The 20,863-nt window shown below is 58.9% G+C and carries 16 protein-coding genes and 2 pseudogenes; 2 read left to right on the forward strand and 16 right to left on the reverse strand.

The features are described 5' to 3' along the window. Window positions 1-19: 19 nt before the first annotated feature. Window positions 20-1,672, reverse strand: coding sequence for a GMC family oxidoreductase (locus DID96_RS01940; RefSeq protein ID WP_124597594.1), 1,653 nt, complete (start codon window positions 1,670-1,672; stop codon window positions 20-22). A 739-nt stretch (window positions 1,673-2,411) separates the two neighbouring features. Between DID96_RS01940 and DID96_RS01945 the strand changes: the two genes are divergently transcribed. Next, window positions 2,412-3,125: a winged helix-turn-helix transcriptional regulator gene (locus tag DID96_RS01945; RefSeq protein WP_260463782.1), complete on the forward strand. Its 714-nt coding sequence runs from the start codon at window positions 2,412-2,414 to the stop codon at window positions 3,123-3,125. Between the two features lie 1,310 nt (window positions 3,126-4,435). Beyond that, entirely contained in the window at window positions 4,436-5,158 is a 723-nt protein-coding gene (locus tag DID96_RS01950) for an OmpW/AlkL family protein (protein WP_409333753.1), read from the forward strand. 424 nt (window positions 5,159-5,582) lie between these two features. Here the strand turns inward: DID96_RS01950 and DID96_RS01960 are convergent. From DID96_RS01960 to DID96_RS02030, 15 genes and pseudogenes are all read right to left on the reverse strand, one after another. Beyond that, a pseudogene (locus DID96_RS01960) lies at window positions 5,583-5,929 on the reverse strand (transposase); the annotation flags it as partial. 362 nt (window positions 5,930-6,291) lie between these two features. Next, window positions 6,292-7,095 (reverse strand): metallophosphoesterase, encoded by an 804-nt coding sequence (locus DID96_RS01965; protein WP_185732154.1) that lies wholly within the window; start codon window positions 7,093-7,095, stop codon window positions 6,292-6,294. Between the two features lie 66 nt (window positions 7,096-7,161). Further along, window positions 7,162-7,407 carry a hypothetical protein gene (locus tag DID96_RS01970; RefSeq protein WP_060343152.1) on the reverse strand — a complete coding sequence of 82 codons (246 nt, stop codon included), beginning with the start codon at window positions 7,405-7,407 and terminating at the stop codon, window positions 7,162-7,164. Between the two features lie 414 nt (window positions 7,408-7,821). Next, entirely contained in the window at window positions 7,822-9,426 is a 1,605-nt protein-coding gene (tnpC, locus tag DID96_RS01975; protein WP_124457133.1) for an IS66 family transposase, read from the reverse strand. A gap of 99 nt (window positions 9,427-9,525) precedes the next feature. Continuing rightward, window positions 9,526-9,879: an IS66 family insertion sequence element accessory protein TnpB gene (gene tnpB / locus DID96_RS01980; RefSeq protein ID WP_185658309.1), complete on the reverse strand. Its 354-nt coding sequence runs from the start codon at window positions 9,877-9,879 to the stop codon at window positions 9,526-9,528. Then, the gene (gene tnpA / locus DID96_RS01985) at window positions 9,879-10,358 is read right to left on the reverse strand and encodes an IS66-like element accessory protein TnpA (RefSeq protein ID WP_260435033.1); all 480 of its coding nucleotides are present in this window, start codon (window positions 10,356-10,358) and stop codon (window positions 9,879-9,881) included. Before tnpA ends, tnpB begins: the two co-directional genes overlap by 1 nt. Before the next feature lie 190 nt (window positions 10,359-10,548). Further along, window positions 10,549-10,791 carry a helix-turn-helix domain-containing protein gene (locus DID96_RS01990; protein ID WP_060343153.1) on the reverse strand — a complete coding sequence of 81 codons (243 nt, stop codon included), beginning with the start codon at window positions 10,789-10,791 and terminating at the stop codon, window positions 10,549-10,551. A gap of 101 nt (window positions 10,792-10,892) precedes the next feature. Then, window positions 10,893-11,261 (reverse strand): hypothetical protein, encoded by a 369-nt coding sequence (locus DID96_RS01995; RefSeq protein WP_124492152.1) that lies wholly within the window; start codon window positions 11,259-11,261, stop codon window positions 10,893-10,895. Next, entirely contained in the window at window positions 11,258-12,898 is a 1,641-nt protein-coding gene (locus DID96_RS02000; protein WP_124597597.1) for a hypothetical protein, read from the reverse strand. The genes DID96_RS01995 and DID96_RS02000 overlap by 4 nt, the downstream gene beginning before the upstream one ends. Before the next feature lie 392 nt (window positions 12,899-13,290). Then, window positions 13,291-15,207: a hypothetical protein gene (locus DID96_RS02005; RefSeq protein WP_124597598.1), complete on the reverse strand. Its 1,917-nt coding sequence runs from the start codon at window positions 15,205-15,207 to the stop codon at window positions 13,291-13,293. Beyond that, the gene (locus DID96_RS02010) at window positions 15,179-16,345 is read right to left on the reverse strand and encodes a site-specific integrase (RefSeq protein ID WP_124597599.1); all 1,167 of its coding nucleotides are present in this window, start codon (window positions 16,343-16,345) and stop codon (window positions 15,179-15,181) included. The genes DID96_RS02005 and DID96_RS02010 overlap by 29 nt, the downstream gene beginning before the upstream one ends. A gap of 363 nt (window positions 16,346-16,708) precedes the next feature. Next, a pseudogene (locus DID96_RS02015) lies at window positions 16,709-16,975 on the reverse strand (DUF924 family protein); the annotation flags it as partial. Then, the gene (locus DID96_RS02020) at window positions 16,972-17,721 is read right to left on the reverse strand and encodes an alanyl-tRNA editing protein (RefSeq protein ID WP_124597600.1); all 750 of its coding nucleotides are present in this window, start codon (window positions 17,719-17,721) and stop codon (window positions 16,972-16,974) included. The pseudogene DID96_RS02015 and the gene DID96_RS02020, both read right to left, overlap by 4 nt. Before the next feature lie 103 nt (window positions 17,722-17,824). Continuing rightward, complete coding sequence (locus DID96_RS02025) at window positions 17,825-18,235, reverse strand: group II truncated hemoglobin (RefSeq protein WP_042585938.1); 411 nt, start codon at window positions 18,233-18,235, stop codon at window positions 17,825-17,827. Window positions 18,236-18,277: 42 nt separating this feature from the next. Beyond that, window positions 18,278-20,782, reverse strand: a complete 2,505-nt coding sequence (locus DID96_RS02030) for an ABC transporter permease (RefSeq protein ID WP_260463789.1) — start codon at window positions 20,780-20,782, stop codon at window positions 18,278-18,280. Window positions 20,783-20,863 lie beyond the last annotated feature (81 nt).

Below are 20,863 nucleotides of genomic sequence, written 5' to 3' on the forward strand. Positions count from 1 at the left end.
CCGGTTCAACGGGATGCCGTTAGTTGTAAGCGGACTGGCCATAGGAGACACTCGAAAGATGGGGAACGTGCGACGACTTCGCAGGAATGTGGGACATCGCGTGCTCAGTCAGCGCCGTGATAGTGAGACTCGGATTCACACCAAGGTTGGCACTGAGCATCGAGCCGTCACAGATCAGCAAATTTTGATAACCGAAGACGCGGTTCTGAGCGTCCATCACCCCGCGCTCGGGCGAGTCCGCCATTGCGCATCCGCCCATGCAATGCGCCGTCGTTGGAATGTTGAATAGAATTTCCGTCAGCAACGTCGTTGGGATGCCGCCCAGGGCCCTCGCCCCCTTTTCAACAAAGTTGTTGGCTTCAGGGATGAAGGTAGGGATCGGGCCACCTTCAGTGCACAACTGCTTGCCAAACGGCCAATACCAGCGACGCTTGAACTGCATGTTGATAAAGGCGTCCACCGTCTGCATTACAACGAACAGTATTGTCTGGCGTGCAAATCCGAAGGGGTTGTGCACACGTATTGCTTTCACCGGATGTGTTGCCAGCGTCCATAGCCAGGTAAAAATCCGCGTCCACCCGGCACGCCCGCCAGATAGTAAGGTCATCATCAGACCTGTAGCGTCCGAACCTTCCGGATAACGCACCGCGCCGATGTGCGTCCGTTCGTCGATATAGACGCCGGCACCACCGGCTACGCCGGGCGACATGCTCTTGTCTTTGGCCGGAAAGCGCACACCGACGAGAGACTCGGCATTTGTGCGCACGCGCTTGCCGAGGTCATCACTGATGCGCGGCAGGGAGCCGCTCTGCTTAAGGCGGAACAACAATTCCATCGTGCCCAATGAGGACGCGGCAAATATCACCCCGCGGCAGCGGAAACTGCGTCGTTGCTTATTGAACCATGTGGTCGAGCGCTCAGTGAAGACTTCGTAGCCGTTGCTCCCGTCTTCCTTACCGTCGAGTGGGCGCACGTCCACCACCCTGGTTTCGGCAAAAACCCGCGCCCCACGCTTTTCAGCAAAATAGAGATAATTTTTGTCAAGCGTATTCTTGGCGTTGTGCTTACAACCCACCATACAGCCACCGCAACCGACACATGTCCCGCGCTCCGGACCTTCGCCGCCGAAGTAGGGATCGGCATAGGTTTTGCCGCCAGCCTCACCGTTTGGTGCAAAGAAAGTCGCCACACGGCCGTTGTGAAACGTATCGCCTACGCCCTGCAATTCCGCCATCTTCTTGAGCCGAAAATCGGCCTCGCCCAGAATTCGGTTCTCGGTCACCCCGAGCATTCGTTCAGCCATGGCGTAGTACTGGGGCATGACACCCTTCCAGTCCTTCAAGCCCGCCCACGAACCCTCGTCCCACACTCTTTCGGGCGGTACCAGTAAGGCGTTCGCGTATGTGATGGAACCACCACCGACTGCGTTTCCGCTCAAGACCATGACGTGGCGGAACAGCCGCATGTTGTAGAAGCCGAACATCTTCAGACCAGGTCGCCACATCCAGCGCCTCGCGTCCCAGTTGGTCTTAGGAAAATCTTCAGCTGTCCAACGCCGCCCCATCTCCATCACACCAACCGAATAGCCCTTTTCAGTGAGACGGCAGGCGGACACGCTACCGCCGAACCCTGAACCGATGACGATATAGTCAAAATCATATGAAGTACTCATCTGGAGCACCTCGAGCCTTCTCGAGTCCGGCTCTCTACACCCATATTGGCGAATAGCACGTTCATGGTTTGTCTCCGTTTCCTGGTTCTAGTAGTCTTCAGCAGCGTAGTCGACGAAGGACCGCGATCCAAAACGATCTCGTGGGGATAGATCCGCACGAATGAAATCAGCGCCCCCCATCATTCAGGTATCCGTACCGATAAGAGAAGACCCCGTTCAGTCCACCAACCGTCACACCGCGTTAGCTTGGGCGCAGTATCGGACCGCCGCCGACCAGGGCGAAAGGCACAAATTCGGGACCGACGTTACGACCACCGACAACACTATACGCTTGGTATAGCACAATGACTATACAAAAAATATAGTAGAATGTGTAGTGCGCGCTCAGAACCCCGAGACTGGAGAAAACGCATGGGTCCGGTTACGACGCAGACATCGCGAGACCTCAAGGTCGCGCTGCCGTTCGATCAGACCGCCCCGCGTGCCATGGCGTCTCTGCGCGAGAAGGCGCGACAACGAATACCCCTTTTGCTGCGGCAGCGATCGCGCGGCCAGTCATCGCCTTCTGGGACGACCCGACGTGTGCGCTGGGTGTGTTGCCCCGAGGAGATTCAGGACGTGACTCAACGGATACCCAACGCAGCGGCAGATTTGCGATGGCAAGGCACGCCTTGTCTGGAAAATCTTCCCTACGGATGCTGGTGTCCGCAAGGCCGTCCGTCAATTTCCCGTCTGAGCCGTGACCATCACCTTCCAACCGGCTTTGCTTAAGCAGGGCCTTGTACAATGTGACATGCCAAACAAAACCTACGGTCAACTTTGCCCAATGGCCCGGGCATTAGACGTCCTCGGCGATCGTTGGACGCTTCTCGTGATCCGCGAACTCTTGCTGGGCCCGAAGCGGTTCAAGGATCTGCTAGCGATCTTACCGGCCATGGGTGCAAACCGGCTGTCCGAGCGCTTGGCCATGCTGGTAGAGAACGATGTCATCCAACCGACCACGTTGCCAACATCCGCCGCTACGCCAGCTTATGAACTGACGGAAATGGGCGAACAACTGCGCAAGCCTGTGATTGCACTCGGGCTCTGGGGTCTGCGCCTGCCGCTCGATGAGCGCATCGATCCGTCCACGGCCCGTGCGGAACTCATCGCACTGTGCTTGACCGGGTCGAGCGATCCCGCCGTGAGCGCCGGCTTACAAACATTGTATGAGTTCCATGTGGGCGCGGAGATTTTCCATGTCCCGGTGAACCACGGAAAGGTGCTGATCCGTTCCGGCCCCAGCACAGAGCCTCCCGACGTCAAGATACAGTGCGACATGGGGACATTCATGGCTCTGGCTTTGCGCGAAGTCACTCCTACGCACGCACTCCGCGAAGGGCGCGTATCCCTCCTGCAAGGAAGCAGGCAGGCGTTCACACAGGTATTCAAGATTCTCGAATACAAGCCCTGATGTCTTGCCGGAGTTCGGCTGAACTCACAAATATCCAAAGCTTCAGATACCCACGAATCCCGGCCGAACCATTTGCGCTGCCTGCAGCATCGCGCAGCGAATCCAACTGCCATGTAAGCAAGCTTGGTTGGCAACCGATGCGCGAAGACGCGCCATGAGGGCAACGGCGCGGTAATCTTTGGATTCAAACGAGCTGCCTGGCCGACCAGTATCGGCTTACAGTCGATGCTCTCGCGAAAGTCGACCGAACTGCAACGCATCCAGACGGGTACCGTCGCTTCTCGGCGAGCGCACGGCCTCATTAATATCCTCTGGCCTCGATAACCGGGGGCACGAGTCCCGCCCTCAGTCTCAGTCATGATCCGAATTGGTGTGAACCTCCCCGGTCGCACCCCGGATCGGCACGGTCAGAGTCGCCACGGATGGCGTTACGCGATCGCAAGAAATTCACGTTCGCGAAACTGAGTCAGCCTCGCTCAGGACATCAACAACCCTGGGTATCTGGCGCTGGCACGCGGTGCGTTCGACATCCGTCTTGATCCTCAGAATCAGGAGACTTGGTGGCAGTCTATCGGGCCGGATCGACTGCTTCACCCTGTAGAGGGTTCCGCCTCGCGCTGGACCAGTTGTGGTTTTCACCAACTATACATTTTGTATAGCACCGATACTATACGAGTCATATACTCCAAAGCGGTTGCCAGTGACATCAGACGAACACCGATGCACGACATGCACGGGGGCATCAGATGGATCCGACACTGCCAAGGAGGTGTGCCTCCCATTTATCCAGCTTCCGAGTATGCACCATGCGCAAACTGGCCTTGCTCGAGAAAGTCTCATTGATTCAGCGTCTGCGCCGGACGAACGGCAGCGCACTCGGAATCTGGGTCCGTAAAGCGCTAATGAACAAGGCGCTGAGCACCCACGACTACTACAGAGCACTAATACGCCTCGAACAGTTTCGGCGTTGGTCGAGATCGGGCGTGGGATTACCTGTCGCGCGGAGTGAAATATTCAGCACACTGAGAATAATTATATAAACTCAATCAACAAACAATTAAATCAACACAAAAATCAATTCTAATTCAATTTCATATTAATATCGACACCGCGCCGCTATAAAATTCAATCAATTCGGATTCCTATCATATAAATTTACAAGTTTCCACCAACCCTACCTTGCGTCGATCTATCACTGAATATCTCAACGCAACGGAATTAGTCCAGTAGCGCAATCACGGCCGGTATCCAGTTGCTTTGCCGCTTCAATTTATCACCTTGAACGTACAATCGGAGGAGACAGGATGTTGATGAAACAAGTTTTGGTGGTTGCTACCGCGTTGCTAACGTGCTCGGCAGCCCAGGCACAAAAAACCGGAGATCTCGTCGCTAACTTAGGTTGGTTCCATCTCGCACCACTGGACTCCAGTGACCCACTGAAAGTCCGCGCGCTCGGAACCAGTGTTACTGCAGCGGGCACTGGTACGTCGGTTGATAACGCAGATACGCTCGGATTCGCCACTACGTACTTCATTACCGACCACATCGCGGCTGCGGCCGTGGGCGGTATTCCGCCAAAATTTCGGCTGAGCGGCACCGGATCGCTCAGCGCTCTCGGGCGTGCAGGATCGGCATATGAATGGAGCCCGACAATATTGTTGAAGTACTACTTCAACGATGCCACAAGCAACCTTCGACCGTACCTCGCGGGAGGAGCCGCCTATGTTTGGTTTAGTGACGTGAAACTTGAGCCCGTGGCATCTAGTGGCGCACTTTTATACTCACCAGGGCTCGGGGCCGCGCTTGAGGGACCGACTACGGTCAAGTTGAGCCGCTCGCTCGCGCCCGTAGTCAATGCAGGCTTGACCTATAACATCAACCAACACTGGTCGATTGATGCCTCGCTTTCGTATATGTGGTTGTCCGTCCGGGCAACGCTGACAACACAGTCGAAAGTAGGTATCGTGACCAGCAGCGCAAAGCTAAAAGTCAATCCCATCATTTCGTTCGTATCGATTGGATACAAATTCTAACGCTCGCACTATCAATCTGGAGCATATGTTCAGGCCGTCGGTACGGCCGCCGACCACAACGTCGCGGCGTTCAATCTGGGCAACTCCGGCGGTTTCCTCCTTGGCGGACTGACTTTGGCAGGCAAGAGCGCCCCGGCGGAGGTCTAAGTCGACGAGGCTTTAGCGATCATAGATCTGTCGTTGTCGCAATGTATCGATGGCCTTAGCGCTATTCGGCTGCGCGACCCCGCAACGCGTCTGGAGAATACTGAGCATGCGCTGACCATCCGATCCCCGCCCACGCGGGGATCAGTACTTCTAGTCCTGCTGGTACTTGAATTCTTCGAGATCGATACAGGAAACGCCGATGTGGACGCAGACGTTCGGGATTTTCGCGGCATTCGGCTTGAGCATGAGCGACGCACTTGGCCGCATCCAGTCCTCCTTGGTCATGCTTGGGAATCAGGATCGGTTCGAAACTGCCGTCGCGATCGCGGGGAACTTCGACCCGAACCGGGACACGATCGGTGATGACCGTCTTGCCACTGGCGCCGTTGCTCTCGTCGACCTGACTGAGCGGCTTGGGCTGACCCGGCGGGTAGCCCAGATGCAGATTTATTTCGGCTCCCATCGCGCGTTCGATGACTGCCTTGTTGAACGCCAGCATAAAGTCCTGCACCTCGGCCGGCGTCATCGGCCCGTTGACCAACTAGTCCAGCAGTTCCTTGGCTGTTAAGGCAGCGACCCGCGGGCCGCTGCCTGGGATGCTACCGTTCTTCGTTTCTTCTTCATCGGCATATCCATGACTTTTATCTCTCATGATATGCCCCGCCCACAAAATGACGGATAGGCCCATGGTCGCAGAGCAGTGTTGTGGCGCCTCCGGGGCCGACTGCATCAGTCGACTCTCGGCCGAGGCTGTGTAAAAACAGCAGCGTCGGGCGCTGGAGCACCGGTAGGCGTCAGGAGATTCGCGCGGCGCCACCGTGCTCAGCATCAGTTGAACGTAGCCGGTTAGCCGAATCCGGCACAAAACCCTTCGGTTGCCTACCCAAGCCCGGCCTGACGTTGGCCGCCGTGCCGGAGCACGCCTCCCGCTCGCCTTGAGTGTCAATCCGCTCGGCTTTAACGACAAACGACAACACCCTATCGGCTCACCCTGCCTCAGAGCACGATAGTAAGTGTGGCAAATCATTAAGATTGAGTACAGTTAGTGTGCCGCCATATACAGCACCAGTGTCAATGTTGATCACGTTCCCTCGGACCGTCGGCTTAGGAACTGGCGTATGGCCGACAATCGCGGCAAACACGCCATTAATCTCTCTGTGAGGGTCGAATGTCGCGCTCCTCAGCCCCCCTACAGGCAGACCGAATACTGTAGCTAGGCTGGGCGAAAAATCCCTACCGTCACCCTCCCTGTACTCGCGCCAACGGCTCCGTTGCCACAACACCTGTCGGCGCACCAAATCTCCCCGCCTCTCATCTCCAAGCGCTGCGGTCAATTTCCCCCAATCGTCAAAGGGCACGTCAGCATGTAAGAGCGCGATGAGACCGCTACTGCTTTCAATTTCGATGGCATAGGGTAATGACGCCATGAAATTTGCGAAACGCTTTGCTCTACCACTTCCGTCAGCCATCGCGATGAACCACTCAGCGCCGTTGGCCAGCAGTTGATCACTCGACGTGTAGCCAGTGTACCAACGCAAGATCATGTCTTCATGATTGCCGCGAATTGCCTTGATCTTATGCTGGCGAACGGCATCGAGTACCAATGTTGACTCTGGACCGCGGTCGACTAAGTCACCAACGCTGAACAGACGGTCGTTGCGAGAATCGTAGGCAACGGAAGCGAGTTTTTCGTCTAGTAGCGAAAAGCAACCATGCACATCGCCGACGACGAAGTCACGCCCTTGAGTGTTGAGCGCATAGCGTCTAACGGCGCGGTATGGTTTCTTCACGATCCGGCGACCACCAGTTCAGTGACTGTTCAGATTCAATCGCAACGGTTCCGAACGCCTCCAATGCTAGTGGTAATGGACATGCAACCGCGACAGGTCCCAGCCGATGTGAGTTAGGATATTCTCCGCCTGCTGCCTTGAACATGGAATTTCGACGTACCCCAGCGACGAGTCAAGTGCTATGCCCAATGTGCGCGCTTTGACGCTGTATCCGGCATCTGCAAAATCATCGAGTGCCATGACGACGGTGACTTTCGACTCTTCGGCAATTACCCAGACCATCCTATCCGGGTAGACGATGTCGACCTTCACACCACAATCCGCCGGGCATGTGACCGTGCCAGCAGGGTTGGTTACCGTGGAATTCGTTCGCGCGGGCATCTCTAATCCCAAAGAGTCAGGGTTGGAATCATTGTGACTCAAAAACCACCGACGCGAAAGAGGGCTAGCACCTTCTGTTTGGGACGACAAACAAATAGTGACAGATGCCCGTGTTCCAACAGAATGCCGCCAAGACTGCACCCATGCTAGCGTGCGACCTCGCAGTTGGAACGTCGATTCAGCAGGGGTATTTCGTAAGCGGTAAATTCAGCACACCGAATGGAGAATCATTTGCAACTGTTGGGCGAGCATAGCCGCATCGCGACGGCCGAGGTTGACCGGCGATGTCCGCAACTGAGTCTCGGTAGAGTGCGCCGGCGCGATGGCCGGAGCGCGCTCGCTGTGTCAGCTCACGCTCGCCTCGGCTTGTTGCTTCACGTAGTTGAACGGCAGCAGGTCGCTGATGTCCGCGTCGGGAGCGCGTTGCGGCAATTCGGTCAGCACATGCAGCAGCCAAGCGTGCGGTTCGACGCCGCAGGCGCGGCATGTGAGCATCATGCTGTAGACCATCGCGCTCGCCTTCGCGCCAGCCTCCGTGTCGCTGAACAGCCACGATTTTCTCGCAGTGGCAAACGGCCTGATGTCACGCTCGATGACGTTGTTATCAAGCGGCAGACGGCCGTCATCGACGTAGCGGATCAGATACTGCCATTGCCGACGGCAGTAACCGATCGCTTCGCCGAGCAAGCTCTGCGGCAGAACCTTCGGTGCCAGCTCGTCAAGCCAGGCCTTGAAGGCGGTCAGCAGCGGCACGCTGTGCTGCTGCCGCAGGCGATACCGGTAATCGGTCAGCGTTTCGCCTTCGGGCAGCGTCTGCTTGGCCAGCGCTTCGACCTGATACAGTGCTTGGAAGAACTCGAGTGCCTTCGTGATGCGGGAACTCGGTTTGTTCTTCTGGCCCTTGAGCGCGTCCGTAAACAGCCTCCTTGCATGCGCAAGGCACCCAAGGTGCGTCGCCGTCTTGACCGTGCGCCAGGCAGGCCAGCCGTCCGTCATCAGCGTGCCAGCGTAGTCGCCGAGGAACGCGCGCGGATGCTCGCCACCGCGCCCCTGCTGATACTCGAACAGCACGACCGGCTGGTCGCTATCTGCGTCGCTCCGATACACCCACATATACGACTTATCCTGCGCGTTTCGCCCCTGTTCCTTGAGCACCTGGACCGTGGTCTCGTCGCCGTGGATCAACCACTGGCCTCGCAGAACCTGCTTGAGTGCGTCGTAGATCCGCGTGTAGTGCAGCTCGGCCGGGCGGATGATCCAGTTCGCCAACGTGCCGCGGCTGACCGCAATGTTCGAGCGCGCGAGCACGTCCTCCATCCGGTACAGCGGCGTGCCGTCGACGTACTTGCCGGCCGTGACGGCGGCGATCATCGACGGACTTGCGTGACTGCCCGGCAAGGGCTGCGCCGGCATCGGCGCGACTACGATCGGCGTACGCACGCCGTGGCGTTCGCAGTGCCGGCACGCATATTTGGCGCGCGCATGTTGCAGCACCGACACCTTGACTTCCATGTGCAACTGCTCGCTGACGTCTTCGCCCATACGATGCAGCGCCTTACCGCAGCACGGGCAAGTTTTCTGCCCTTCGGGCAGGTCGTACTCAATGCGCTCGCGCGGCAGATCCGCGGGCAGCGGCTTGCGACCTCGCTTACGGGGCTCAGGCTTGTCGAGCTCCGGCAATCCAGTGTCCGGCAGCGAAGGCGCGTCACTGTTGTCTGCGTCGTCCGGATCAGCGTCGGCGGCATCTTCGGCCTCGTTGAACACGCGATCCTTGCGCTTTTCGCTCTTTGGCGCGTACTGCCGGGCCAGTGCGAGACGATATTGCTCTTCCAACGCGTCGAGGCGCTTGGTCAGTTCGTCGATCCTGGCATCGCGCTCGGCGAGACCTGCTTCGAGTTCGTGGATGTAGGCCTTGGCGGCCTGCGGCAATCGGGCGAGATCGGCTTTCATGCGCTTCACGATAGCGAAGCGCGGCGTCGCACAGGTTTACGGAGATGTGTAACAGTCGGGACGGCCGTTGTTGGCCAACAACGTTCGCAATACCGCTCCTCAACTCGTGAAGCAGTACTGTCGTGCGGGATGCGGACGCAGTGCGTCGAGATCGACGCCGTCGAGCAGCAGGTGGAGCTGGTCGACCGTGAGCTCGATCACGGCCTGTTGACGACGGGGCCAGGCGAAACGATCTACCTCGAGCCGTTTCAACATCAGCCAGAAGCCGGCCCGGTCATAGAGCAACAGCTTCACGCGATCCCGTTTCCGGTTGTGGAATCCGAAGACGGCTCGTGCGAGCGGATCGAGATGCATCGACTGTTCGACCATCGTCACCAGCGTATTCAGTCCGGCCCGGAAGTCTATCGGCTCGCGGTGCAGGTAGATCCGCAGGTCGTGGTCGAAGCGGAACATCAACCCGCTCCCAACGCGGCAATCATCGCCGTGACCAGCGAGGTGTCTCGCCCAGAGCATTCGAGCTCGAGCACGACACCGTTAGGCAGTGTCGCCGACAAACGCGCCAGCGGTGCCGCTCGCGGCGACGGACGGGGCGGATCTCGTTGCAGCAACGGCTGCGGGGCTGGCGGTGCCGTTTCCGCAGGAGCCGATGCCGGTGACCCGTCGATCAAGACGACCGGCACGAAGGCTGACGGCGTTTGCGCCATAGCATCATGTGAAGCGCCGGCAACTTCCCGTCGCTCTTCCAGTTGTACCCATTTGCGCAACTGGTTCGCATTGACCCCAGCCTTCAGCGCCAGACCCGCCAATGACGCGCCCGGCCGGCGGCAGGCTTCGATCAACTTACGCTTGCCCTCCGGATCGTATCGATGCTTGCCATCCGCGCACGTCCGGGTCACGCGCAGGGGGAGAAAGTCAAAGTCAGTGTCGGTCATCATCTGCGTCCGCAATTCAAGTCTGCGGACGCAATCGTGGATCGATTCGGCAGCGCTGCCTAGGTGCGGAGAATTTCGCGCTTACGGTATTTCGAATTCCCCAACGTACGCCCGCTAAGTTCGAACCTGCCGACTTGGCACAAGTTGGAGCGCCACTGTCGCACCCAGCACTTCGCGCCAACCAGCGGCATCAGTAGTCTAACAACTTGGCGACCGGCACTTCCAACGCAATCGCCAGCCGCTCCAAATTGTCAAGTGAAATATTCCGTGACTGTCGCTCGACATGAGCAACGAACGACCGATCAAGTCCGCTGTAGTGCGCTAGGTCTTCTTGCGTCCACTCCCTCTCCGCGCGCAAGCGGCGAAGATTGATCGCGAGCAATTCACGAGCAGATTGGGGATGAGGAGGCGGAGCGATGCGGGTGCGCGGCATGCGCAGAATACTGCGAACATCCCACCACTTAGTCAGTAGCCTTTAAGTCACATTATTTTCGTCATAGAAACCACTCCCAGTCGTCTATCCTCATGCTCAATTTAGCGCCGTCGAATGGGATAGAGCTTATCTCCTGTCAGCTTTGCTACTGTTTTCCGCAATTCGAACAATTCCAGAACCAGGGACAACTCTCTCGCCAAAGCTGCATCCAACGCAGCCTGCAACTCCTTTGTGCTCTGCTTGGTTCGGGCAGCGTGCTCTGCATGCCTCAGCCGAGGTTGCCTCTGTTCGATGGCTGCTTCATCAATGCATTTGATGAGTTCAGCGAACTGTATTCGTGATTTCTTAATGCTTCCCTTCCCTCGCCCAGCTTCCAAACTGACAGCATCCTTAGTTATCTTCGTTCCTTTCGGAACAATCGTCGATGTCCCTTCCCTAAGTCTCGTTAGGGCCTCGAAGTATTCTTTCATGCCTTTCGCCTAGACTTGTCAATATGACTCTTCGCGAGTTCGTATCCTTGTCGAAGCGCGCCCAAGTCTGCCTCTTCGTGACGAAGCTCTGAAGACTCTGGATCGATCTTTCGGAGCGCTTCTACTTGCCTCGCTTTGATTCGAATCACCCGCTCGGTCATTCCGAGATGACCGACCATGTTCCTACAATTGTTTGCGACACAATTGGTATTCAGCAAATCAATTGGGTTCATGTCGCACCGCTCCGGGTTGACACATCCCCCTATAGGTGTCGGCTTCCAAGCGATCTCCCCCCTCTGGAAACGGCGGATCGTCTCGTCGCGATCATGAAGCAAGCTCCCGTCCTTATCGCGACAACGCAATCGAATAAACTGAATGTGTCCACCATAAAGGAGATCAGCGTCTTCGCTGCATAGAACTTTCGCAGCGTAGGCAAGATATTGACTTAGTGGCTGAGTCTCCCGCCATTCTTGACCAAAATGAGGTTGAGCACGCTCCGCACCAATGAACTCTCCCGCAAATGCAGAACCACGAGCGTAATAGAGAGACATCTCCTGAGTGATGTGCTGCAGTTGGCGTTTCAGGGTCGGCAGTGACACAAGCCCCGAGCGCTGCGCGTAGAGAGCAAGTGATCGGCGAAACTGATGAGATTTCAATTTCCAGGGCGCACCAATCCTAAAGTCTTTCTCTTGAGACCAGTTGCGATGTGGATCGATTCTCTTCAACTCCATCAGATCGTGTTCTTCAATGATCGGCTGGATCTTCGCCCTCAAGGTCTTGAAGCGACTCCCGCTTGCGACTCGCAGGTCCGACGGTCGGTCAAACCTATCTTTTTGTTCCAGTAGGTATGCGGGATGAACGAACAGATGCCGCGCCGGAAGTCGACCGGCATCGTCGGACAGATCGTCGCCTCGTCCGTTGTAAACTGCTCTCGATATCCGTTGCGCCAGCAGAATCGCCTCTCGCCCGCTTGCACTTGTCACCCACTGTGTTAACTTGATCTTTCCATGGGTAAGCTTGGTCACGCGGCCTTTGACAATAAGATGCGTCGCTCCATCTCGATGCACCTGCTCTAGGCAGTTGTATGGCAAGGTCGACACCTCGTTCAGGCGCATACCTGTAAAGGCTTGAACCTGAAGTGATGCAACGACTTGCGCCTCGAGCAACGCAGTCAGTAGACCGGCCTTTGAACGCAAATACCCCTTCGCCTCCCAAAACGCCGACAACCCATACAGACGCAAAACCTCCGAGAATCCGGGCCGCCAACCGTCAAATTCCAGTCCCGATTTTGATCGGATGCCTGACTGCGCACTCCGGTCGATTCCAAAGCAGGGATCGTCCACGCATGCTCGTACGATTCCCAAGATCGCGTCGATCACACGCTCGTAGTCATGCACTTCTTGGGAAAGGGCCGCTAGAACCAGAGAGTAGATTCGAGTAGGAATTGGTGCTGTCTGCTTTAATCCGTCACGGTACTCGCCAGCAGCGGCGACAAGAAAGCTGAGCGATTTCTTACCAGCCACCGCGAAACCGACTCTCTGCGGCCCCAATTCACGTAATGTATGTAGGATAGCGAGGAACACTTTTGCCCGCCCAGCAACACTCAGTTCGTCGCGTAGGAGGTCCGGATTTATCAAGACATCTCGGACTCTGAGACCTTCTCTTTCGCACGTGCGGGCAATCCTACGCAAAGTATCTAGGTAGGGCTGTAGCGTCTTGTTCGCCAGCCCGTTACCCGGACGAAGCCACATATGCACGAATAGAATCCATCTCATCTCACTCATCAAATCTTGGCGACGCGGGGTTACGCCACTCTTGTCCGCCCAGAATTTGAATTTCAGTAACTCTGGCTTCCCATCAGTCGCGTATGGCGAACGATCCCAGACCATGTCTCCGTAGCGCGATAGCGCGCTCCCGTCGGTCGCCCGTGTCACGACAAAGTCATCGTGCGGGACGCGATCGGTGGACGGAACGTATTCATCCGAAGGCCCCGACTCAGGAAAGCGTCTCGTCTTTGCCCGGTACGCAGTCATTGCAGTTCCATCCCAAGTTCGATCAACGTATCCAACTTGGTCGCCCAAAATGGCGACAACTCACCGTCGACATCGACTTCGCGCTCCAGCCGCTCAACAAGGGCGGTGTCACGGCTGCGGATCAAATCCAGGTAAAACTCTAAGGCACGCAGTACGGGACCGAACGCCTCATTTTGCTCTTCGACACTACCCGCATACCGTGCTGATACGCGAATACAGTGTCGAGCGCTGAGGAGCTTTCGTGCATCCACTTCGTCCGCATGGATTCGGTACTTCTCGCAGAATAGGCATCCTTCCCCCCGCTTACAGTCAGGCTCGACGGGCGGCCTATCGATGATAGGTTTAGGCTCATCCGGAGTCGCGCATGCGCCGGTCGAGCGCTCAGCAACAACCGCACCACGGGTGAGAATCACATTTTTTGCATTTTCCGCCAATCCTAGGTAGGCCCCCATCTCCATAAAATGATCGGCCTCAGTTCCATTGCTATAGTTTTCAATTGATGTCGCCACGGAGTGCTGCATAACTGTTGCAGCGAGGATAGGATCCCCTTTCCGCACCACGTAATCCTGCTTCGACGCCCGCCACTGCCGTGGAGAAATTTTCGGCACATCGGGGGACAATTTCCTCAAAATCGTATAGAAGTGATGAACCCCCGCAGGCCTAAATCTCCGGATAACAGTCGATCGGCGAGGATCATACGTAAAAAACAAATACTCCCACTTTCGCCCCATAAGCAGAAATTCTCGCAAACGAAGATATTGCCTAAAAATAGGCATATACATCACTCCGATCTCGAATTCCTGCGATTTTCCACCCGCACGATATTTGATCACCCGAATACCCTGCCGGGCGATGACGGGGTTTTCAACAGCCCTCGCAATGTCACCACTCCATAGCACGTCAGCAGACGATGCTGCATTCATACCCGTCACCGCCATGAACAAAAGATGGAATGCATAACATGCGGTGATGCCACGCCACAATCTTCCCGGATGATGAGGATCCGCATTCGCAGCCGCAATGATTTTCTCAGCACGTGCGACGGCGATAGCCGCATCCCGAGGCTTAGAATAAAATCTCTCAACCTCACTCAGACTCCGAATACGCCCGACATCCCTATCATAAACATACCCAACAGGCGCATCAAAATTCCAATCATTCAATGGGAATATCCAAATACGCCCATTTGGGTAATTCTCGCAGCGAGGAACCTCCAACGCATACGGAAATTGATTCAACCCACCACTAGTCGTTCGATTGAGTACTAAGTCACTAAACCCGCAAAACAGACACTCGCACCATGCCAAAACCGAGGATCGCGCCTGGTCATCCGGCAACACGGTTGACTGAACAAGATATTTTGTCTGAGTTAAAACGTTTACGCCCTGCGCAAAGTCGTCAACCTCATAAAAATCTTGGAGCACAATAGCGACCTGCCTCTGCTCCATCGCCCCACTATTTTGACCGAGCAAGTGTTGATCAACTCGACGCCGAATATCGGCACTCCACTCACGATAAGCCGCCTGAGCACTGCCTATTCCCTGAAGAACGTCCCCATGAGAATTTTCATCGCACCAGTCTATAAACCTCGAAAATGAGCGAAATCTCGCAATCAAAGTATAAGGTCTTACCGACCCACTTACGGAAGAATCTTTAACAATCTCAACCAGCCGCCTAATCGAGCTTGCGCGAGATATGCTATATGACTCAAAGTCGACTCGTCGCCCACCTCCCGCCCCTCTCTTTTTCGCATCGCGCCTCAAATAGCATAATGCACCAAAATCAATCGATTGGGAGTAGTAAAGCTTGACCACAACCCGATCAACTCGCAACATATCACCATCATTCTTCCGAGTTAAATCTAAAAACCTCACTTCCCGCGGTTTAAATTTTACCATCACCTCCCCCGACATCCATTGCCATCTCGACGAGGCCTCTCAGGCGAACCTCCCAATCATCTTGTATCTTTTGTTTAATTTTTAAATTTCCACGATACTTGAGATAACGTTCAGTCGTGGCTAATGATTCATGACACATACGAACGCGTACAAAATCCAACACGTGAGAGTATGCAATTTCACGCCGATCCATGAGGGGCACCATCTCGTCGACCATATTCATTCCAAATGTGGCCCGCAAATCATGGAATCTATATGAAAATGAGGCATCGAATGTTTTTCGAATTTCTGGAATTATATATTCCGCGATATACTGACGAACAGCCTGCCCCCTTGGAATGTATTTCCGATGCAACCCGGAATTAGATCCCTCCTCTTGACTAGAGGCGTACATTGGCGCACCACGCACCGTAAGAAATAGATATTGGCCTGGAGAATCATCCCCCGCTCGTTTGCGTCGAATCTTTGCTCGATCGCTGTGCGCATAAATTCGCAACTGCTCATGAAACCAGATGGGAATTCGAAGTGTTTGTTTCTTACTGTTCTTCGTGTCGACCCCTGTTCCAGGCCCGACGACGCAGACCGACTCAGTGCCGTCGGCGCAAAGTCGAAATGCATCTCGCACCCTGAATGTCAAAACAGTTTGCATTCGAGCGCCGGAGAGTAGTGCCAAGAGATGTATAAGAGTCATCTCTGTATTACCTAGCTTTTGTAGAGTGACCAAAAGCCACTCCTGTTCAAGCTGAGTTAGCGGCCTTAATTCTCCACCGTCCCGGATGTACTCGCTATATTCGTCTTCTTGTTGAGTGACATTGATTCCCAAGTCAGTTGTCTTAACCGCTAGGACCCTGGTCTGTCCGTAGGCCCCATGAGCCTGGATGAGAACCTCCCCATCCTTCCACGGCGCGTACTCTGGCTTGATCAAGCCTTCGTCGACGAGCCAACGATAGAATCGGACGATTAGCCGAATCCGTCGTTTCGCCGTTGTTGGGGCCAGCGTTCCGTCCCACACTTCGTGGACTAGGTGACTTCGGAAGCGATATGTCGGCCTGAGGAACTTATGGCTGGGAAAGTGACGCCAGTCGACATCCGCCTCCTCCAGAAACCGGCAGTAGGCCGCAAGATCTTCTGCCTGGCTGAGAAATGTCGTCATCTTCGGGTGCGGTCGCCCCTCCACGGCTGCAAAGATGAAGAGATTCGCCTCATCCCAAGGGACCCCACTCCCTCGGAGGACCAACGGGTAGGAATCGAATGCCGACCGCACCCACTTCGGCTTCCCAATTTGCCCTGGGCCTCCGTCGCAAGCAGCCTTTGGTCGAACAAAGTAGTAGCCCCCTTCGGGCAAATCAATTTGTTCGGCTGATCCGTCCCCGTCTTCTGCCGACTCAGATACGACATAGCGAGGAAGCACGGTTTTGCGCGCATGTCCCGTCATTGCCGTTCCTTCTCAAAGAGAACGGCGTCCATTTTCGGGTAACTTTCAGGTAGCCACAAGAACTGGATTACTTGTACGTATGCGCGAGAACTGGTCGAGCACGACGATCAGCGCGAGCGTGCCGAGCGGCGACACGGCCCAGTGGTCGCAGGCGCCGTCGCACGCCGCATCGAGCAACGCGCCGTAACGCTCGCGCAGCACCGTATCGAGCGCCGCGCCGCCGTTGAACCACATCTTGCGTTCGACGCCGAATTCCGCCGAGCCGGGCATGCCGAACCAGAAATCCAGCACCTCGCCCGCGCGCGGGTCGAGTGCCCCATCGTCGTTGTTCGCGTGATTGACCGTCATGCAAGCTCCAGTACAAGGCGTCGCGTGCGCGCGCTCTTCTTTTCGAGTTTCGCGACCCGCAGGCCGCCGATTTCCGACGTGTTGCGCACGTGCGTGCCGCCGCACGGCTGCAGGTCGACGCCGTCGATCCGCAACAGCCGCACGCGGCCGAGCCCCATCGGCGGCTTCACGCTCATCGTGCGCACGAGTTCCGGCCGCTCGGCCATTTCGTCGTCGGTGATCCATTCGGTCGTGACCGGATGCGCGCCGCCGATCAGATCGGCCAGCCGCCGCTCGACGTCGTCGCGGTCGATCGGCTCGGCCGTCGCGAAATCGAGCCGCACGTAGTCGGCGGTCACGCTGCAGCCGTCGACCGGATACGGCAGCACCGCGCACATCAGGTGCGCGGCAGTATGCAGGCGCATGTGCCGGTAGCGGCGCGCCCAGTCGATTTCCGCGACGATCCGCGCGCCGGGCGCGAGCGCCACGAGTGCGACGAGTGCCGCGAGGCCCGCGTCCTGGCCCGGCGCCGGCACGTGCGCCGCGTCGTCGGGCGTCGCGCCGTCGAACTTCGCCTTGCGCGTATCGTCGATCGCGATCGACGTGCCGTCCGGCAGCGTCAGCACGCCGCTGTCGCCGGCCTGGCCGCCGCCGAGCGGATAGAACACCGTGCGGTCGAGCCGGATGCCGTCGTCGCCGAGCGCCGTGACGACCGCTTCGCAGCGGGTCAGGTACGCGTCTTCCCGAAACAATGCGTGTGTCGTCATGGGGAAAATCTCGTGTTGAACGGGGAGCGGCCAGTGTCACGCGCAGCCGCACCGCCGGCCAGACGCACTGCGGGCGGCAGCCGGGCAGCGGCGTACCGGTCGATCAACCGGGCCGGTTGCGCATCCAGTCGGCGGTATCGTAGAACGAATGCATCAGTCGCTCGCGCAGCGGCTCGGGCAGGCCGACGTCCTCCATCGCCCACGCCATGCAGCGCAGCCACTGGTCGCGCTCGACCGACGCGATCGGAAACGGCAGGTGCCGTGCGCGCAGGCGCGGATGGCCGAAGCGGCTGATGTAGTGGTCCGGCCCGCCGAGCCAGCCGCACAGGAACCAGAACAGCCTGTCGCGCGAACCGTCGAGCGACGCCGGATGCAGCGCGCGGATCTGCGCGAACTCCGGCTCGAGGTCCATCAGGTCGTAGAAGCGGTCCACCATCTCGCGCACGCGGCCTTCGCCGCCCACGAGTTCGAACGCGGTCGGCTGCGACGGCGCGTCGTCATTCACATCGGTCATACGGATAATCGGAAATCAGGGTCATCAGGGCCGCGGCGACGCTCATGCGTCGCGCAGCGATTGCAGCGCGGGACGCCGCAGCACATTATGCAGGCTCAGCCAGCCGGCTGCACTCGTGCAGGCCACGCCGGCCGCGATGCCGGCCGGCACGAGCCACGGATCGACCGCGAGCCGGAAATCGAACACGCGCGACGCGAGCACCCAGCCGACGCCGATCGCGCCCGCCGCGGCGAGCGCGCCGGCCAGCACGCCGACGACGACGAATTCCGCGCGCTGCACCGCACCCACCTGCGCGCGCGACGCGCCGAGCGCGCGCAACAGCGCCGCCTCCCGCACCCGCTCGTCGCGCGAGCCCGCGAGCGCCGCATAGAGCACCAGCACGCCGGCTGCGAGCGTGAACACGAACAGGAACTGCACCGCGCTGACCACCTGCAGCATCATCCGCTGCAATTGCGCGAGAATCGGCGCCACGTCGATCGCGGTCAGGTTCGGATAGCGCGCGATCAAAGGATCGAGCAGCGCCGCGCGCTCGGCCGGCAGGTGGAAGCTCGTCAGGTAGATCGCCGGGAAATCCTGCAGCGCAGCGGGCGGCATCAGCACGAAGAAGTTCACGCGGAACGTGCCCCAGTCGAGCTTGCGCACGCTAGTGACCGGCGCCTCGATCGGCAGGCCCGTCACGTCGAAGCGCAACACGTCGCCCGGCTTCACCGCGAGGATCTTCGCGAGCCCCGCCTCGATCGAGATCTGCGGGGTTGCCGACGTGCCGAACCAGTCGCCGGACGTGATCCGGTTGTCGGGCGGCAGCTCGGTCGTATACGACAGGTTGAATTCGCGGTCGACGAGCCGGCGCGCATCGTCGGACGCATAGGCGTCGGGATTCACCGGCTTGCCGTTGATCGCGACGAGCCGGCCGCGCACCATCGGCGCGGGCACCGCGTCGCGTACGCCGTGCGCGGCCAGGTATGCGGCGACGTCGGCGCGCTGGTCCGGCTGGATGTCGATCAGGAACTGGTTCGGCGCATCGGGCGGCATCGATTGCCGCCAGCCGTCGACGAGATCGTTGCGCGTGATCGCGATCAGCAGCAGGCACATCAGGCCGAGCGCGAGCGCGGTGATCTGCAGCGCGCTCGCGGTGCCGCGCCGGTGCAGCGACGCGAGTGCGTAGCGCCAGCCGATGCCCGTCGAGATGCGCCCGTTGCGCACCACGCGCGCCGCCGCGAACAGCGCGAGCCGGACGATCAGCGCGAAGCCGACGAGCGCGCCCGCGAAGCCGCCCGCGACGATCAGCCCGAGTTTCAGGTTGCCCGCGGCCGCGACGAGGAGCGCCGCGAACAGCGCGATACCGAGCGCGTAAGCGGCCCACGCGATGCGCACGGCGCCGCCCCACTCGCGCCGCAGCACGCGCACCGGCGGCACGCGCGTCAGCGGCGCGAGCGGCGGCAACGCGAAGCCGAGCAGCAGCACCAGCGCCGCGCCGATACCGATGAGCGCCGGCCACAGCGTCGGCGGCGGCAGCACGACATCGATCAGACTGCCGAGCGCCGCGAGCAGCAGCCAGTGGCCGCCGTAGCCGAGCAACGCGCCCGCCACGCCGCCCGCGACGCCGAGCCCCGTGAATTCGAGCGCGAACAGCGCGCCGAGCGTGCGGCGGCTGACGCCAAGGCAGCGCATCGTCGCACAGCCGTCGAGATGGCGCCGCATGTAGCGCTGCGCGGCCATCGCGATCGCGACCGCGGCGAGCAGCCCGGTCAGCAGCGCGACGAGCGTCAGGAAATGGCGCGCGCGGTCGAGCGTCTGGCGCACCTGCGGCTGGCCCTCCTGCAGCGATTCGAGGCCGACGCCGCGCAGCTTGCCGTCGTCGACGCGCGCGTGCGCGTAAGCCTCGAAGCGCGCGACCGCATCATCGGCGCCGGCCACCAGCAGCCGGTAGGTGACGCGGCTGCCGTAGCCGGTCAGCCCGGTCGCAGCAAGTTCGTCTGCGCGCATCATCACCCGTGGCGAGAAATTCACGAACGAGAAGCCGCGATCGAGTTCGCGCGAGATCGATGCCGCGACCGTGAACGTGCGCAGCCCGACTCGTACCGTGTCGCCGATCTTCAGGTGCAGCGCATCGAGCAGCACCGGGTCGGCCCATACGGTGCCGGGCGCCGGAATCGCGGCCGCCTTGCGCGCGGGCGCACCGACGGCCGGCACGATCTCGACGGCGCCGCGTAGCGGATAGCCGGGCGACACGGCCTTCACGGCCGCGAGCCGCGCAGGCGGCGCGTCGCCCGTCGCCTCGCCGACGGTCGAGCCGATCATGCTGGGGAAGATCGCGGTGGTCGCGGTGCGCAGGCCGAGCGTGCGCGCCTGCTGGTCGAACGATGCGTCGACCGGATGATCCGAGCGCACGACGAAATCGGCGCCGAGCATCTGCCGCGCGTCGCGCTCGAGGCCCTGACGCAGCCGGTCGGCGAGAAAACCGACGCTCGTCAGCGCGGCGACCGCCAGCACCAGCGCGAGCACGAGCAGCGTCAGCTCGCCTGCGCGCCAGTCGCGCCCGGTCATGCGCGCGGACTGCCGGAGCAGGTCGCGCCAGCCGAAGCGCGCGGCGTGCGCGGGTCCGCTAATGTCGCGTGGGCCGACGGA

Source organism: Burkholderia sp. Bp8963, from assembly GCF_003854275.1.
Classification (GTDB): Bacteria; Pseudomonadota; Gammaproteobacteria; order Burkholderiales; family Burkholderiaceae; genus Burkholderia.